The sequence below is a fragment of the Winogradskya consettensis genome, assembly GCF_018332715.1.
Classification (GTDB): domain Bacteria; phylum Actinomycetota; class Actinomycetes; order Mycobacteriales; family Micromonosporaceae; genus Actinoplanes; species Actinoplanes consettensis.
Genome location: NZ_BOQP01000056.1, coordinates 41,049 through 56,621, shown reverse-complemented (window position 1 = coordinate 56,621; position 15,573 = coordinate 41,049). Strand labels below are relative to the sequence as shown.

15 protein-coding genes are annotated in these 15,573 nt (G+C 69.6%); 10 read left to right on the top strand and 5 right to left on the bottom strand.

From position 1 onward, the window contains the following. Positions 1 to 13: 13 nt before the first annotated feature. The 10 genes from Aco04nite_RS43385 (at position 14) to Aco04nite_RS43345 (ending at position 11,265) form a co-directional block, all read left to right on the top strand. Complete coding sequence (locus tag Aco04nite_RS43385) at positions 14 to 1,048, top strand: hypothetical protein (protein ID WP_213003015.1); 1,035 nt, start codon at positions 14 to 16, stop codon at positions 1,046 to 1,048. 74 nt (positions 1,049 to 1,122) lie between these two features. Further along, complete coding sequence (locus Aco04nite_RS43380; protein WP_244876724.1) at positions 1,123 to 1,635, top strand: type VII secretion system-associated protein; 513 nt, start codon at positions 1,123 to 1,125, stop codon at positions 1,633 to 1,635. Beyond that, a complete protein-coding gene (locus Aco04nite_RS49365) occupies positions 1,632 to 2,567 on the top strand; it encodes a hypothetical protein (RefSeq protein WP_244876723.1) in 936 nt (311 codons plus the stop codon). Before Aco04nite_RS43380 ends, Aco04nite_RS49365 begins: the two co-directional genes overlap by 4 nt. A gap of 25 nt (positions 2,568 to 2,592) precedes the next feature. Beyond that, a complete protein-coding gene (locus Aco04nite_RS43375; protein WP_438874997.1) occupies positions 2,593 to 3,348 on the top strand; it encodes a hypothetical protein in 756 nt (251 codons plus the stop codon). A 133-nt stretch (positions 3,349 to 3,481) separates the two neighbouring features. Beyond that, the gene (locus Aco04nite_RS43370) at positions 3,482 to 4,567 is read left to right on the top strand and encodes an ABC transporter substrate-binding protein (protein ID WP_213003013.1); all 1,086 of its coding nucleotides are present in this window, start codon (positions 3,482 to 3,484) and stop codon (positions 4,565 to 4,567) included. A gap of 13 nt (positions 4,568 to 4,580) precedes the next feature. Next, positions 4,581 to 7,310, top strand: coding sequence for an AbfB domain-containing protein (locus tag Aco04nite_RS43365; protein ID WP_213003012.1), 2,730 nt, complete (start codon positions 4,581 to 4,583; stop codon positions 7,308 to 7,310). Between the two features lie 55 nt (positions 7,311 to 7,365). Continuing rightward, positions 7,366 to 8,904, top strand: a complete 1,539-nt coding sequence (locus Aco04nite_RS43360) for a sugar ABC transporter ATP-binding protein (protein WP_213003011.1) — start codon at positions 7,366 to 7,368, stop codon at positions 8,902 to 8,904. Then, positions 8,894 to 9,850, top strand: coding sequence for an ABC transporter permease (locus Aco04nite_RS43355; RefSeq protein ID WP_213003010.1), 957 nt, complete (start codon positions 8,894 to 8,896; stop codon positions 9,848 to 9,850). Before Aco04nite_RS43360 ends, Aco04nite_RS43355 begins: the two co-directional genes overlap by 11 nt. After that, entirely contained in the window at positions 9,847 to 10,845 is a 999-nt protein-coding gene (locus Aco04nite_RS43350; protein WP_244876721.1) for an ABC transporter permease, read from the top strand. Before Aco04nite_RS43355 ends, Aco04nite_RS43350 begins: the two co-directional genes overlap by 4 nt. A gap of 12 nt (positions 10,846 to 10,857) precedes the next feature. After that, positions 10,858 to 11,265: a thiol-disulfide oxidoreductase DCC family protein gene (locus tag Aco04nite_RS43345; RefSeq protein WP_213003009.1), complete on the top strand. Its 408-nt coding sequence runs from the start codon at positions 10,858 to 10,860 to the stop codon at positions 11,263 to 11,265. Here the strand turns inward: Aco04nite_RS43345 and Aco04nite_RS43340 are convergent. The 5 genes from Aco04nite_RS43340 to Aco04nite_RS43320 form a co-directional block, all read right to left on the bottom strand. After that, the gene (locus tag Aco04nite_RS43340; RefSeq protein ID WP_213003008.1) at positions 11,249 to 12,235 is read right to left on the bottom strand and encodes a WD40 repeat domain-containing protein; all 987 of its coding nucleotides are present in this window, start codon (positions 12,233 to 12,235) and stop codon (positions 11,249 to 11,251) included. The genes Aco04nite_RS43345 and Aco04nite_RS43340 overlap by 17 nt on opposite strands. 2 nt (positions 12,236 to 12,237) lie before the next feature. Continuing rightward, complete coding sequence (locus Aco04nite_RS43335; RefSeq protein WP_213003007.1) at positions 12,238 to 12,735, bottom strand: RNA polymerase sigma factor; 498 nt, start codon at positions 12,733 to 12,735, stop codon at positions 12,238 to 12,240. Positions 12,736 to 12,772: 37 nt separating this feature from the next. Beyond that, on the bottom strand, positions 12,773 to 13,465 hold the full coding sequence (locus Aco04nite_RS43330) for a zf-HC2 domain-containing protein (protein WP_213003006.1): 693 nt from the start codon (positions 13,463 to 13,465) through the stop codon (positions 12,773 to 12,775). After that, positions 13,462 to 13,983, bottom strand: coding sequence for a sigma-70 family RNA polymerase sigma factor (locus Aco04nite_RS43325; protein WP_213003005.1), 522 nt, complete (start codon positions 13,981 to 13,983; stop codon positions 13,462 to 13,464). The genes Aco04nite_RS43330 and Aco04nite_RS43325 overlap by 4 nt, the downstream gene beginning before the upstream one ends. 125 nt (positions 13,984 to 14,108) lie before the next feature. After that, positions 14,109 to 15,209: a neprosin family prolyl endopeptidase gene (locus Aco04nite_RS43320; RefSeq protein WP_244876719.1), complete on the bottom strand. Its 1,101-nt coding sequence runs from the start codon at positions 15,207 to 15,209 to the stop codon at positions 14,109 to 14,111. Between the last annotated feature and the right edge of the window lie 364 nt (positions 15,210 to 15,573).

Below are 15,573 nucleotides of genomic sequence, written 5' to 3'. Positions count from 1 at the left end.
GCAGGAGACCCCGATGAGCCAGCCCGACGACCGGCTGATCCCGCGGTACCACGAGTTGCTGCTGCGGCTCGCGGGCTGGGCGCCCGACGACCTGATCAGCGACGCCCGGGGGCGGCTCGCCGAGGGCCGGGTCTCCGAGGTAGCCCGGTCGCTGCTCGGCGCGGTCGTCTCCGGGCGGCTGCCGATCCGCGCGGAGGACGCCGAGCTGCTCGTGCTGACGCTTCCCGACGTGCCCGAGGTCGCGGCGCTGGCCACTGCCGTGCCCGCGCTGGAGCCCGGTGCCCACCCCGCGTTCGAGTTCGCACCGCTGCTGCCGAACCGCGACGAACCGCTCCCCATGGTCCTAGACCTGACGAACAGCCAGGATCTGGACGCGATCGACCGGGCGGTCCTCGCGGCGCTCGATCAGGTGCCGGGCGCGATCGCCCTCTGGCGGGCCTGGCGGTCGCCGCAGCCCGATCGGATCGCCGCCGGTCCGGTCCGGGTCTACCTGCTGGAGTCGGACGGCGACGCCGCGGGACTACCGGGCGTGGCCGCGTGGCTGCAGCAGGCCCTCGCCGCAGCCGGTGTCGAGGACCCGCAGGCCGAGGTGTTCAGCCCCGGCGCCGACCTGCCCGGCTACCAGCGGCTCGCACGGGGTCGGTCCGCGCTGCTGTGGACGGCCGGCAAGGGCGCGCCGATGACGATCGCCCGGGTGTTCGACTCCTACGACCCGGTGCTCGGTGGCCAGTTCACCGCCGAGCACCCGCTGATCGGCGCGGGCGACGAGCTCGACCGGGTGCTCGCCTACCTGGACGCCGGCACGGTCCTGCTGGCTACCACGGCCCAGGAGCCGGACATCTTCGACGACGGCGCCGGGCCGGTCGTCCCGGCGAGCTTCCGGACCGACGGGACCTGGATCTGGACCGACGCGGTTCCCTACTATCTCCGGACGTATGCGCTCAGCCCGGACGAGGACCTGCTCGCGCACATCCGGTCACTGAGCTACCGGCCGCCCGTGGTCGACGCGGTCACCGAGCATCGCGCGCTGGCGGCGTTAGTCGGGTAAGAACGCCCGGGCGATGGGGCATGACCGGCGACGGCGTTCCCGGCCGGGCGGCGGCCCGTGGTCGAATGCCAGGCATGACTGACGCCGCCGTGGACGAGCATCTCCTGCTCATCGACCCGGGCTGGCTGCCGGACAGCGACGACGACCCGCCGGTCGACGCGGTGATCGGCCTGTGGCCGCGGCGCGACGACGGCACGCTCGGACCGTTCCGCAGCAACCCTGACTATCGGCCGGTGGACGACAATTCGCCCACGGATCCGATCGAGGCCCTGATCCGGGTCGCGCTCGCCGGCGACGCCGAGATCGACGACCTGCTGACCGTGCTGCGCGACTCGACCATGGAGATCGCGCTGAACGGCGACGGGCGGCCGCTGATCCTGCGGGCGGACGACGGTGTCAGGTGCGTCGTGGTCGCCACCAGCGAGCCCCACCGGCTGCGGATCGCGTCGCCGGACTGGCGCCTGGTCGACGCCGCCGAGCTCCGCGCGCTGCTGCCGGACGGCGCCGACGTCCTGGTCAACCCGAACAGCCCGGTCCCCGCTCGCCTGGCCGGTGAGTTCGTGACCACCCCGGAGGGATCGCTGTGATCGACGCACCCGTAGCCGCCCAGCTGCACCTGCTGCTGCTGCGCGCGGCCGGCCGGCTCCCCGACGACACCGTGGCGGATCTGCGGTTCACGCTGGCCGACGGCAGGTTCGAGATGTGCGCCGCCGCGCTCGTCGACGCGTTCGACATGACCGCTGACGAGATCGCCGTGCTGGCCGCGGTCCTCCCGGCCGGGACAGCGCTGCCGGCACCGGTCGACGGCCCGGCCGACCCGACACCGGCCACGCCGTTCATCCCCGTGCCACCGGATGCACTCGAGATGTACCAGGGTTTCGTCCCGCCCCTGCTCGACGTCTCGGGCGACGACGACCAGACCGACGTGTACGACGACATCGTCCTGGAAGCGCTCGACCCCAGCGAGACCAGCGGGGTGTGGCGGGGCTGGCGGGTCCGCGACGACTCGTTCACCCGGATCTACGTGGTGGAGAGCGACGTCGCCCCCGAGGAACTGCCCGGGGTGGCCGCCGCCGCCCGGCAGGCACTGATCGACGCGGGCGACCTGACGTCGCAGGTCGAGGTGTACCGCGGTGACATGCCCCTGCCCGCCTACCAGTGGGCGGCCCGGGCGGGATCGGCCCTGATCTGGGCCCCGTACCCGACGCCGGAGATCCGGTTCGCCGAGCTCGAAGGACCAGGCTCGGCGCCGCTCGACGGGGACGAGCGGGCCGCGGCTCTGGAATACCTTCGGGAAGCGACGCTGATGACCCCGGGGGTGCGTACGGACGGCCGCTGGGTCTGGCCCGACGCGATCGCCGACCGGCTCGCGGACCAGGGCGTCCTCGGCGACCCGGCCCTGCTCGAGCACCTGCGCGAGACCGGTTATCTGCTGTGGCAGGCCGACGCGGTCGCCGTGCACCGGGCACTCGCCGCCCTGCAACGAGTCGGCGCCGGCACGGTCGTCGACGACGAGTAACAGCTACGCATGCCGCCGGGCGGGGTTGTCCGCCGGTGCCCCGTACCCGACCCCGGAAGCCCCTGGTGCCCTCGTGACGTTCGTTCCCTCGCTGCCCAATCCGCGCACGTTCGGCCAGGCGGTGCCCCCGCTGCTCGACCTGACCGGACGGGAGCCGGGCGACGACGCCGACGTCGCCGCGGTCCGGGTCGCGCGCGAACTCCCGGGTGCGGTCGCTCTGTGGCGGGCCTGGTGGCTGGGCGCCCCCGAACCGGAGCGGGTCTTCGTGCTCGAGACTGCTGACGGGCAGGCCGTGCCAGGGATGCGGGTCTACCGCACCGGCGAGAAGCCCACAGTGGACGTACGCGCGGCCCGCAACGCCGGCGCCCTGTTGTGGACGGCCGCCGAGCCGCACCCGATCCGGGTCGCCAAGGTCTTCGACGTCGTGGACGATCGGGGCGCCCGCTTCGAACCCGGCCACGAGCTGCTCACCGGCGCCGACCGGGGGCAGGTCGTGACGTGGCTGGACGCCGGCGCACCGGTGTTCGGTACCGGCTCGGCCCTGCCCGATGTCGTCGAGCCGTCCCGGGGAGCCGTGGTCCCGATGACCTACCGCACCGATGGGCGCTGGCTGTGGACCGAGTCGGTGACGTACTACGTGCGGACGTACGGGCTGGCCCCCGATCCCGCCCTGCTCACCCACGTGCGGGCCGCCGGCACGGCACTGCCCACGCCGGACGCCGCCGACGAACATCGCGCTCTCGCGCTGCTGTTGCAGTCCGCAGCGTTCGTCCAATCATGATCTTGATCGATCCTTTTTGGCTCTGAGCAGGAACGTTCGGTTGTGGTTAGTCCTTGACAGGAAAAGTTCGTTAGTGCGTGAATGTGTTTCGGGATAGTTACTTACCGATATTCCCGCGCTAAGGAGCACCCCTGTGAGAGCGCTTTCTCGGATTCGACCCGCCGTCATCACCCTTGGAGCCACCCTCCTGCTCGTCAGCGCCTGCGCGAAGTCGGAGGACAGCGACACCCCGTCCACCTCCGGTGGCAACGCATCCGCCGGCGCGCAGGTCGCCGAGTCCGCCGCCCCCGGCGCCAAGTCGTGCACCCTCGACCAGTTCGGCGGCACGAAGATCGACCTGAAGACCGCGAAGATCGGCTTCTCCCAGTCGGAGAAGGAGGCGAACCCGTTCCGGATCGCCGAGACCCAGTCCATCAAGGACGAGGCCGCCAAGCTCGGCATCCCGGCGGCCAACCTGCAGGCCACCAACGCGAACTCCCAGTTCAACAAGCAGATCAGTGACGTCGAGCAGATGATCGACTCGGGCGTCCAGCTGCTGGTCATCGCCCCGCTGAACTCCGACGGCTGGGACTCGGTCTTCGCCAAGGCGTCGGCCAAGAAGATCCCGATCATCACCATCGACCGGAAGATCAACGCCGACTCCTGCACCGACTACCTGACCTTCATCGGGTCGGACTTCGAGAAGCAGGGTCAGCGCGCGGCGGACAAGATGGCGGCGGCCCTGGGCAACAAGGGTTCGGTCGCGATCCTGCTCGGCGCCCCCGGCAACAACGTCACCACGCTGCGGACCAAGGGCTTCAAGGACCAGATCGCCAAGGTCGCCCCGGAGATCAAGATCTCGTTCGAGCAGACCGGGCAGTTCTCCCGCGAGGAGGGCCAGAAGGTCACCGAGCAGCTGCTGCAGTCCAACTCGGACATCAACGGGATCTACGCCGAGAACGACGAGATGGCGCTCGGTGCCGAGGTCGCGCTCAAGGGCGCCGGCAAGGCCAAGGGCGACGTCAAGATCGTGTCCATCGACGGTACGAAGGGTGCCGTCCAGGGCATCGTCGACGGCTGGATCTCCGCGGTGATCGAGAGCAACCCGCGCTTCGGCCCGCTCGCGTTCGAGACCGCCACCAAGTTCTTCAACGGCGAGCCCATCCCCGAGGACATCATCATCGCCGACCGCGAATACGACGAGGCCTCCGCCAAGACGGACCTCGGCAGCGCCTACTAGAAAGAGCAGACGCATGCGCCGGATCCCCGCCGCGCTCATCGCGGTCCTCACCTCCACCATCGGCGCCCTGGTGGCGTCGACCAGCCCGGCAACGGCAGCCCCCAAGCCGCCGCCGCTGACGACGCCCTGGACCAGCCAGGTCTCCACCACCAACCCGCTGCCGGAATACCCCCGCCCGCAGCTCACCCGCACCGACTGGCAGAGCCTCAACGGCACCTGGCAGTTCGCGGGCTCCTCGAACATCAACACCCCGCCGGTGAACACCAACCTCGGCGAGGAGATCCTCGTCCCGTACCCGATCGAGAGCGCGCTGTCCGGCATCATGCGCCGGCAGGACTTCTCCTACTACCGCAGGACGTTCACCGTCCCGGCCGGCTGGTCGGGCAGGAACGTGCAGCTCAACTTCGGAGCCGTGGACTGGCAGTCCAAGGTCTGGGTGAACGGCACTTTGCTCGGCACGCACGAGGGTGGCTACGACAAGTTCTCCTACGACATCACCACCGCGCTGCGGGCCGGGTCGAACGAGATCATCGTCGGCGTCTGGGACCCCACCGACACCCAGGACATCCCGGTCGGCAAGCAGCGCGTGAACCGCGGCGGCATCTGGTACACGCCGTACTCCGGCATCTGGCAGACCGTCTGGCTGGAGCCGACCAACCCGGCGCGGATCACCCGGCTGGACACCACCCCGAACGTCGCGGCGGGCGGGCTCGACCTGGTCGTCCAGGCCGCCAACGCGAGCGGGCAGGCGGTCACGGCTCAGGTGCTCAGCGGCGGCACAGTGGTGGGCACGGCGACCGGCACGGTGGGCAGCTCGTTGCGCGTACCCGTGCCGAATGCCCATCTTTGGACCCCCGACGATCCTTTCCTGTACGACGTGAAGGTCACGCTCGCGACGGGTGACACGGTCGGCGGCTACTTCGGGATGCGCTCGGTCGGCAAGGCGGTGCTCGGCGGGGTGCTGCGCCCCACGCTGAACGGCAAGTTCGTCTACCAGCTCGGCACCCTCGACCAGGGCTACTGGCCGGACGGCATCTCGACCGCGCCGACCGACACCGCGCTGCGCTTCGACCTGGAGCAGCAGAAGGCGCTGGGCTTCAACATGGTCCGCAAGCACATCAAGGTGGAGAGCGACCGTTGGTTCTACTGGGCGGACCGGCTCGGCCTGATGGTCTGGCAGGACATGCCCGCGCTGGCCAGCGGCAAGGAACCATCAGCCGTGGGGCGGACCCGCTACGAGAAGGAGCTCAAGGAGCTGATCGACGAGCACAAGGGCATCACGTCGATCGTGCAGTGGGTGCCGTTCAACGAGGGCTGGGGCGAGTACGACGCCGGGCGCATCGCCGACCTGGTGAAGAGCTACGACCCGACCCGCCTGGTCAACCACAACTCGGGCTCGAACTGCTGCGACTCCGACCCGGACCCGGGCAACGGCGACGTGATCGACGACCACATGTACGTCGGCCCCGGCATCACCCGCCAGCCGACGGCGACCCGGATCGCGGTCAACGGCGAGTACGGCGGTCTCGGCCTGCGCGTCCCCGGTCACGAGTGGCCGACCGCGGGCAAGTTCGCCTACGAGTGGCTCCCCGACAACGCATCGCTGACCAGCCGTTACGTGCAGATCACCAGCAAGCTGATCGACCTGATCAACGGCAACGGGCTGTCCGGGAGCGTCTACACCGAACCGACGGACGTGGAGGAGGAGCTCAACGGCTTCTACACGTACGACCGCCAGGTGCAGAAGATGGACTTCGCCCGCGTCCGCGAGGTGAACCTGCGGGTTCTCGGCGCGGCCAACGGCACCACGTTGTCGACGAACAAGCTGGCGAGCCTGCGCGTCACCACACCCGGTTACACCGACCGCTACCTGCGCCACCGCGACGGGGCAGCGCGCACCGACGTGATCAGTGCGAGCAGCGCCACGGCCGACCGCCAGGACGCGAGCTTCTACGTTCGGCCGGGTCTCGCCAGCGCCACGTGCTACTCGTTCGAGTCGCGCAACTTCCCGGGTCAGTATCTGCGGCACCGGGCGTACCGCGTCTACAAGGAAGCGAACGACGGCGGGAGCACGTACAACGCCGACGCGACCTTCTGCGCACGGCCCGGACTGAGTGGCGGCGGCACCTCGCTCGAGGCGTACAACATGGCCGGCTACTTCATGCGGCACCGCAGCGACGAGGTGTGGATGGACGCCAACACCGGCGGCTCGTTCACGAACGACGCGACCTGGGCGGTGTCCCCGCCGTTGTGGAAGAGCGGCGCTGACCTGACCGTCGGGCAGAACCGGTCGTTCCGGGTCACCACCGCCGGGTACGACACGCGCTACCTGCGGCATCGTGAGGGGCTGGCACGGACGGACGTGATCAGCTCGGCGAGCGCGGCGACCGACCGCGCGGATGCCACGTTCACCGTGCGGACCGGCCTCGCGGATTCGAGCTGCTTCTCGTTCGAGTCGGTGAACTATCCCGGTCAGTTCCTGCGGCACGCCGCGTACCGGGTGCAGAAGGCGTCGAACGACGGAACGGCCACGTTCCAACAGGATGCGACATTCTGCGCACAGCCGGCCCTGAACGGCGGCAGCGGCAACGTGTCGCTGGAGTCGTTCAACTACCCCGGCTACTACTGGCGCCACTACGCCGAGGCCGTCTACATCGCCACGAACGGCGGCGGCAACGCCTGGGACAACCCGGGCAGCTTCACCGCCGACGCCACCTGGAACAACGCCGCCCCACTGGGGTGAGCAGAACGGCGGGTCGAGCGGTCATCCGCTCGGCCCGCACCGCGATGGGGGGAACATGCCACTACTCGAGGTCACCGACGTCAACAAAGTTTTCCCCGGGGTGCGCGCACTCGACGGGGTTACCTTCGCGCTGCAGCCCGGCGAGGTGCACGCCCTGGTCGGCGAGAACGGCGCCGGCAAGTCCACCTTGATCAAGCTACTGACCGGGGTCTATCAGCCGGACGGCGGCGAGCTGCGCTACCGCGACGAGCCGGCCCGCTTCGCGACGCCGATGGACGCGCAGCGCGCCGGGATCTCCACGATCTATCAGGAGGTCAACCTCGTCCCGCTGATGAGCGTCGCGCACAACCTGTTCCTGGGTCGCGAGCCCCGCAGCGCGTTCGGGCTGGTCGACGAGAAGCGGATGGTCCGCGAGGCGAGCGAGATCCTCGTTCGTTACGGCGTCACCACCGACGTACGCCGCCCCCTCGGCACGATGGCGCTCGGCGCGCAGCAGATGGTCGCGCTGGCCCGCGCGGTAATGGTCGACGCCAAGGTCGTCATCATGGACGAGCCCACGTCGTCGCTGGAGCCTCGCGAGGTGGAGACGCTGTTCGGTGTCATCCGCGACCTGCACGCCCGGGGCATCGGCATCGTCTACGTGAGCCACCGCCTCGACGAGCTCTACCAGATCTGCGACGCGGTCACGATCCTGCGCGACGGCAAGGTCGTGCACACCGGCAGGCTCGCCGAGCTCGAACGGATCAGGCTCGTGTCGCTGATGCTCGGGCGGGACATGTCCGCCGTACGCAGAGAGGGCTTCACCGGTTTCGCCGGCGACCACACCGGCGCGGCCGACGCACCCCCGGTCCTGAAGGTCACCGGGTTGAGCAGCCGGCATCGACTGCACGACATCAGCTTCGCCGTACGCCCGGGCGAGGTCGTCGGCCTGGGCGGACTCCTCGGCGCGGGCCGCAGCGAGACGATCAAGGCGATCGGCGGCGCGTACCCCGTGGACGCCGGTGAGATCGAGGTCGGCGGCAAGACACTCAAGAACCCGACACCCGTGCGCGCGGTCCAGGCCGGTATCGCCGTGCAACCCGAGGACCGCAAGGCGGAGGGCATCGTCGCGGGCCTGTCGATCCGCGAGAACATCGCGCTCGCCGTGCTCCCCCGGATGGCCCGCCTCGGCCTGGTCTCGGACCGCAAGATCGACAAGATCGTCGACACGTACATGACCCGGCTGCGGATCAAGGCGTCCGGGCCGGACCAGCGCGTCGGTGACCTCTCCGGCGGCAACCAGCAGAAGGTGCTGCTCGCCCGGCTGCTCGCCACCCAGCCCCGGGTGCTGCTGCTCGACGAGCCGACCCGCGGCATCGACGTCGGCGCGAAGGCCGAGGTGCAGGCACTCATCGACGAGCTCGCGGCGGACGGGCTCGGTGTCGTGCTGGTCTCCTCCGACGCGGAGGAGCTGGTCGAGGGCGCGGACCGGGTGGTGGTGCTGCGCGACGGCGCGGTCGTCGGCGAGCTGACCGGCACGAACGTCACCACGGAAGCCCTGCTGGAAACGATCGCGGCGGCAGCGGTCTCATCGGAGGAACCCCATGACAACTGAGGCTCTGGTCCGGCGGCCCACCTTCGATCGGGCCTGGCTGCCGAAGTACGGCGTGTACGCCGCGATCGTGCTGCTGGTGCTCTACAACGTCGCGTTCACCCCCAACTTTCTCGCGTGGAGCAACCTGCGGATCCAGCTCGTGCAGGTCGCCCCGATCGTGATCGTCGCGCTCGGCATGGCATTGGTGATCGGCACCGAGGGCATCGACCTGTCGGTCGGCTCGGTCATGGCACTCGCGGCGGCCCTCATCCCGCTCTATCTCGGGTACGGCGTGATCGCGGCGATCCTGGTCTCGCTGATCGCCGGGGTGGTGGTCGGCCTGATCAACGGCGTACTCGTGGCCCGGGTCGGGTTGCAGCCCATCGTGGCAACGCTCGCGCTCTTCGTCGGCGGTCGCGGGCTCGCCCTGGTCATCTCGCACGGCCAGCTCAAGGACGTCCGCAACGACGACCTGATCTTCCTCGGTTCCGGGGACTTCCTCGGGCTGCCGATGCTGGTGTGGATCGCCGCGCTGCTCGTGCTGGTGGTCGCGTTCGTGGTCCGGCGCACGGTGTTCGGCCGGCGGCTGCTCGCCGTCGGGGGGAACAGGGCGGCGACCGAGCTGGCGGGCGTACCCGTGAAAAGGGTGTTGATCGGCGTTTATGTCCTCTGCGCGGTGCTCGCCTCGATCGCGGGGCTGCTCGCCGTGGCCCGCATCCAGTCCAGCGACGCCTCGTCCGTGGGCCTGCTGATCGAGCTCTCCGCGATCACCGCGGTGGTCGTCGGCGGCACCCCGCTCACCGGCGGCAAGGTGCGGGTGCTCGGCACGGTCGCGGGCGCCCTGCTCATGCAGCTCGTCATCGCCACGATGATCAAGCACAACCTGCAGCCGTCCACCACCGAGATGGTCCAGGCCGTGATCATCCTCGTCGCCGTGTACGCCGCCCGAGAGAGGAAATCCCGGTGACCACACTGGTTGCTCCGGTCGAGAACGACGTGCGCAGGAGCGAGCGCTCCGACCGGATCGTCGACCTGGTGCAACGCCAGGGTGCGCTCGCCGTGCTGGTCGTCGTCGTGATCATCGCGGCGGCGGCGTTCCCGAACTTCCGCGGTTACGACAACGCGGGGACCATCCTGATCGCGGCCGCGCCGCCCGCGCTCATCGCGCTCGGGATGACGTTCGTGATCATCACCGGTGGGATCGACCTGTCGGTCGGGTCACTCTACGTGCTGGGTGGGGTCGTTTCGGCGTACGCGTCGAAGTGGGGTTTCCTGCCCGCCCTGCTGGTCCCGCTGGCGCTGTGCGGGCTGGTGGGAGTCGTGAACGGGGTGCTCATCGCGTACACGAGAATGGCGCCGTTCATCGTGACCCTGGCCGCTCTGCTCGGCGCTCGGGGCCTGATGCGTGCGCTCAGTAACGAGGGTTCGACCACGTATCTCGTCGGCAACGACGGATTCCGCAGCTTCGGCACCGGATCGTTCCTGGGCATCGGCTACCCGGTCTGGCTGGTCGCCGTCGTCTTCGTGCTGGGCATGGTCCTGCTGTCCCGGACCAGATTCGGCCGATCCGTGTACGCCGTGGGCGGCAGCGAAGACGCGGCTAGCCTGATGGGCGTGGCCGTACGCCGCACCAAAGTCACCGTTTATGTCATGTCCGGCCTGCTCGCGGGGCTGGCCGGCGCGATCAACGCCGCGAAGCTCGGCTCGGGCGTCACCGTCCTCGGCACCGGTATGGAACTCGACGCGATCGCCGCCGTGGTGATCGGTGGCACGCTGCTCACGGGTGGCGCGGGCACCATCGCCGGCACGATCGCGGGTGTCCTGCTGCTCGGCGTGATCCAGAACATGATCAACCAGGTCGGCAACGTCCCCAGCAGCTACCAGCAGGTCATCAGCGGAGCGTTCCTCGCCGTGGTCGTCGTCGCCCAGACCTACCTGGTCAAGCTCCGCCGCCGCACCTGACATCATGGGGGTATGGCCGGTAACACGTTCGTCTATGACGGCGACTGCTCGTTCTGCACCTCGTGCGCTGAGTTCATCGAGCGCCGCATCCCGTCGCGGGCGCGGGTGATCCCGTGGCAGTTCGCCGATCTCGACGCCCTCGGCCTGACCCTCGAACAGGTCGAGACCGCGGTCCAGTGGGTCGGCGAGGACGGCACGGTCGCCGCCGGCCCCGACGCGATCGCCCTGCTGCTGCGCGACGCCGGCCGCATGTGGGAGCTGCCGGGCCGCGCGCTGCAGCTCAAGCCGGTGGGGTGGCTGACGTGGCCGGCGTACCACTGGGTCGCCGACCACCGCCACCTCCTGCCGGGCGGCACCGCGGCCTGTTCCCTGCCGCAGGCGCAGCGCGACAAGCTCTACGGCCCTAGTACTTCACGCTGAACCACGTCCCCGCCGGGACCACGACGCCGTTCAGAGTCCGGTTGTCCTGCCAGGCCAGCCGGATCTGGTCCGCTGACGTCGCCGTGACCTGCTGATCGGCCAGGACCTCGGCCGCGGGCAGGTTCAGCAGCGCGACCCGCTGCTCATCGCGGTCCATTCGCCGGTAGGCGACCGCGATCGCCTTCCCGTCCGGGGACAACCGCAGATCCGTCACCGAGCCGCATCTCAGCTCGGGCGGCATGGCCGCCGCCAGCGCCTCGATGGGCTTCCCGCTACCGAGGTTGAGCTGGCAGTCCGCGCTCATCCCCACCACCGCCAGCCGGCCGTCGGCGTAATCCACCGCCTGGATCGGCCCGGTGCCGATCTCGAGCACGGGGCGCTCGGTCCCGGTGGCCAGATCGTGGGCGACGAGCGACCTCTTATGCCACACGTACGCCGTCGACTCGTCCGCGGTCAGCAGGCTCATCGGTTCGCCCTTGCTCGCCGGGAGTTCACGGCGCAGCAGCGTCGTCCCTGAGCGGTCGACCTCGACGAGGCTCCAGGTGTGGCCGCCGGCCCCTCGCTCCACCGCGACGACCCGGCCGCCGGGCAGCGCGACAGCTCCGTCCCACGTCACGCCGTGGATGTCGAACGATGCCACCACCTGGTCCGGCCACACGTCCCAGAACGTGCCGGTGATCTTCACGCCGCCCTTCAGCCGGGGGTCGCCGTGCACCACGATCCCCTGGGCACGTTTCGTATTTTGAGAGGCAGCCGGCTGGGCTGGCGGCGGCGTCTCTTGCGGGCGGCGGTCGATCGTCAGGCCCAACCCCGCCATCAGGAGTAGAGCCAGCACGCCACCAACGGCTGCTTTGCCGCGGCGCCGGCGGCGGTAACGGCGGTAGACCTCGTCGAGGCTGCCGGTATATCCGGGGGCATCGTGCGCGACGTCCCGGACCAGCGTGTTCAGGTCGTTCGGAATCTGGTCCATGGTCATTCCTTCTCGCTGAGCGCGGACCGCAGGGCGGACAGGCCACGGGACAACCGGCTCTTCACGGTTCCCTCGTTGAGCCCGAGCGCCAGCGCCGTCTCGGCGGTCGACAGATCGAGCAGGATGCGGCACGTCACGACCGCCCGCTGCGGCAACGGCAACGCCGCGAGTGCTTCGCGGGCCACCACCGACGACTCGTCACCGGCCGGCACCGAGGAGTCCTCCGGGCCCGGCGGACGCTCCCGGCGTACCTTGCGCCACCAGGACGTAGCCCAGTTCAGGCCGACCCGGAAGACCCAGCCGGCGGGGCTCTCCATGCCGCTGACCTTGGCCCAGTTGGCGTACGCGCGAGCCATCGCCTCGTCGACGGCCTCGCGCGCCAGATCGTCGTTGCGCAACGTCACCGCGAGCGCACGATGCACCCGGTCGACGTTGGCCCGGTAGAACGCCTCAAAATTGTCGTGCTGCACGGGTCTCTCGGCTTCGAGCGCCACTTTCATGCCCCGTACACGCCTGGGCAGGGCACGGGGTTCCCTGCTAATTCAGATGCGCCGTGCCGAGCAGATGACCTGCGGAGTCGCTGACAGCGATGTCGGTGACGTTGCGCAGCTGAATCGAGCTCGCGCCGGTGACCTTGGCGTTACCGCTCGGGGTCGGCCCCCACATCGCCGCCTGCTCGATCCGCCCGTCGCCGTTGCGCACCTGGCACACGAACGGGCCGTCGCCGGCGAGCTTCTGCACGATCAGGTCGACCGACACACCCCACGTCTTGCCGGTCAGCACCGCCTCGCCGGTGAGCCCGCTGCCGTCCGCGGCCTCGAACGCGGCAGTCACCTGCGGCTGGCTCGGGGCCACCTGGGGCGTGGTCTTCGGTTCGTCCCTGGTGATCACAAGACCACCGGCAATCGCGGCGACCAGCAACACCGCCGCCGCGACGGCGAGCCTGCGGGCCGTCGAACGGCGCCGTTCGCGGGTCTTCTCGGCACGCATCCGGCCGAGCAGGCTCTCCACCCGGGCCGGGCTGGGCCGCGCTCCGGGCGCGACAGCGACGGGCGGGGCCTGCGGAAACGTGCGCAGCAGCTCGGGCACGGGCGCCAGCCGATCGAGCTCGGCCCGGCACTCGTCGCAGGTCAGCAGGTGCGCGTCGAGCCGGTCGGTGTCCGCGTCGTCGAGACCGCCGAGCAGGTAACCGCCGAGCAGCCGGCGCAGCTCATCATGGTCGGTGCTCATCGCAGCACCCCCATCTCCTCGAACGCCTGCCGCAACGCGCGAACCGCATAGTAGGCCCGCGACTTGACCGTGCCCTCGGGCACCGACAGCTGCCGGGCGGCGTCGGCGACGCTCTGACCGTCGTAGTACATGGCCTGCACGACCGCGCGGTGATCGTCGGAGAGCCGCTCCAGCGCCTCGGCCACGAGCCAGCCCTCGACCATCTGGTCGACGTTGTCCCCGGTCGGCGCCGACTCGACCGCCATGTCATCGGTCACCAGGCGCGGGCGGCGCTGCTCGGCCCGCCAGTTGTTGGTCACGACGTTGCGGGCGATGGTGAGCAGGTAGGAACGGGTCCGTCCGGGGTGCGGGTCGAGGTGGTCGATGTGCCGCCAGGCCCGCAACAGGGTCTCCTGGACGAGGTCCTCGGCGCGGTGCCGGTCGTGCACGTAGCGGGTGATGAAGTTGAGCAGGATCCCGTAGTGCTCGGTGTAGAGGGCGGTCATCAGCTCCTCGTCGGGACTTCCCCGTCGCATCATCCGCCGCCTCCCTTCGGTGCTCCCCTGCTCAGTACCCCGCGACGGGTCGTTCGGTTCGATCTCCACGCAGGAAAAACGCCCGGCCCCCTCGGAAGGGAACCGGGCGTCTCGCCGATCGCGCAGCCTCAGCAGTTGTCGCTGTCGGTCTCGGGGTCGTCGACCGGCCCACCGAAGCGGAACGTGCGATCACTCAGCCACTTGAAGTTGTAGCGGTAGGTCGTGTTCGTGAGCGCCGGCTTCGGCTCCGGGCCGTTGGTCATCGAGATGCTGCCCACCCGGGCGGCGGTGCCCGACGTGGGACCGAGTCCGTTGCCCATCTGGGTGCACGGGTTCTGGTTGTTCGCCGCGACCTCGCCGAACCACTGGGTGTACTCGCCGCGGGTGAAGCGGCCCTCCCAGAGCGAGTCGGGGAAGTAGCCGATCCACTCGGAGTCGTACGCGACCCACCAGTTACCGTCCGAGTGCTGGATGCCCATCCGCTTGGCCACGCCGGCGGGCAGCGTGTCGCCCGGCTTCATCGATGAGCTGTACTGCGTCCAGCCGCACGCGTTGTAGCACGTGGCCACGCCGTCTTTCCAGTAGAAGACGAACAGGTGCGGGTCGCTGTCACCGTTGACCGTGCGGTCGACGTTCCAGCCCAGCTCGACGACGTGGTCGCCGTTCGTGGTCTGGACCGCGATCTCGGTCAGGGTGTGGTAATCGCCCTGCTTGAGCTCAGGCTTGGCGATGCTGAGGTTGGCCCAGGTCCCGTCGGTGTCGCCCTCCTGCTGCCCCTGCGCGTAGAGGTAGTAGACGGCCCCGGCCTTGGCCTTGGCCGTTGCTTTGCCCGCGGCCGGCGGGGCCGGCGGCACCACCGAGGTGTAGCCCTTGCGCAGGGTGCTGTCCTCGGAGATGCGGCCCTTGGGCGCGTATTCAGCCTCCGGCAGCAGCGACCCGCTGGTGTCAGCGGGCGCGGCGTCTGCCCCCGCGTCCGCCACCTCCTCGCTGTCCGCGCCGGCCTCGGCCTGCGTCAGTTCGGTGGGCCGGTCTCCCCAGGGAAGCAGTTTCGGCGGTACGGCCGTAGCCTCGTTGACCGGTGCCACCGCATCGGCGGAAGCCGATTCGGCGACAGTGGACGGTGCTGGCGTTTCTGCGGCACTCGCATTCAGGGTCCATACGACCCCGGTGGCGCCGACAACGGCGGTGGCCAGGCCGGCGGCAAGTAATCCGCGGCGTGATTTCGACACGTGTCCGTCCTCGTTGATCAGGGGGCGTCGATCGGGGTTGTCGGAGGCGAGTACCGGGGTGGCCTCCAGCAGGCGTCGCCGACCATATAACGCTCTGGATGCGCTTGGCTGCGCTCGCAGAGCCAATCAACCTGAACGGTGGAGCGCCCCGGCCGATACGGTGAGCGATTGCCCAATATGGTCGACGGTGCGTATTGATGCAGTTGCTCTAAGACATAATTCGGTGATCGTCTCTGAAAGAAGCAAACGGCCGCGAGGTTCTTTCGGGTGGTGCGCCGTATCCGAGGCCGGCGAAGGCCACTAAATAGCGATTCCTATCGATAAGGAGTGCCCATATCGCCGGAACCGGGTTTCTCCCATATTT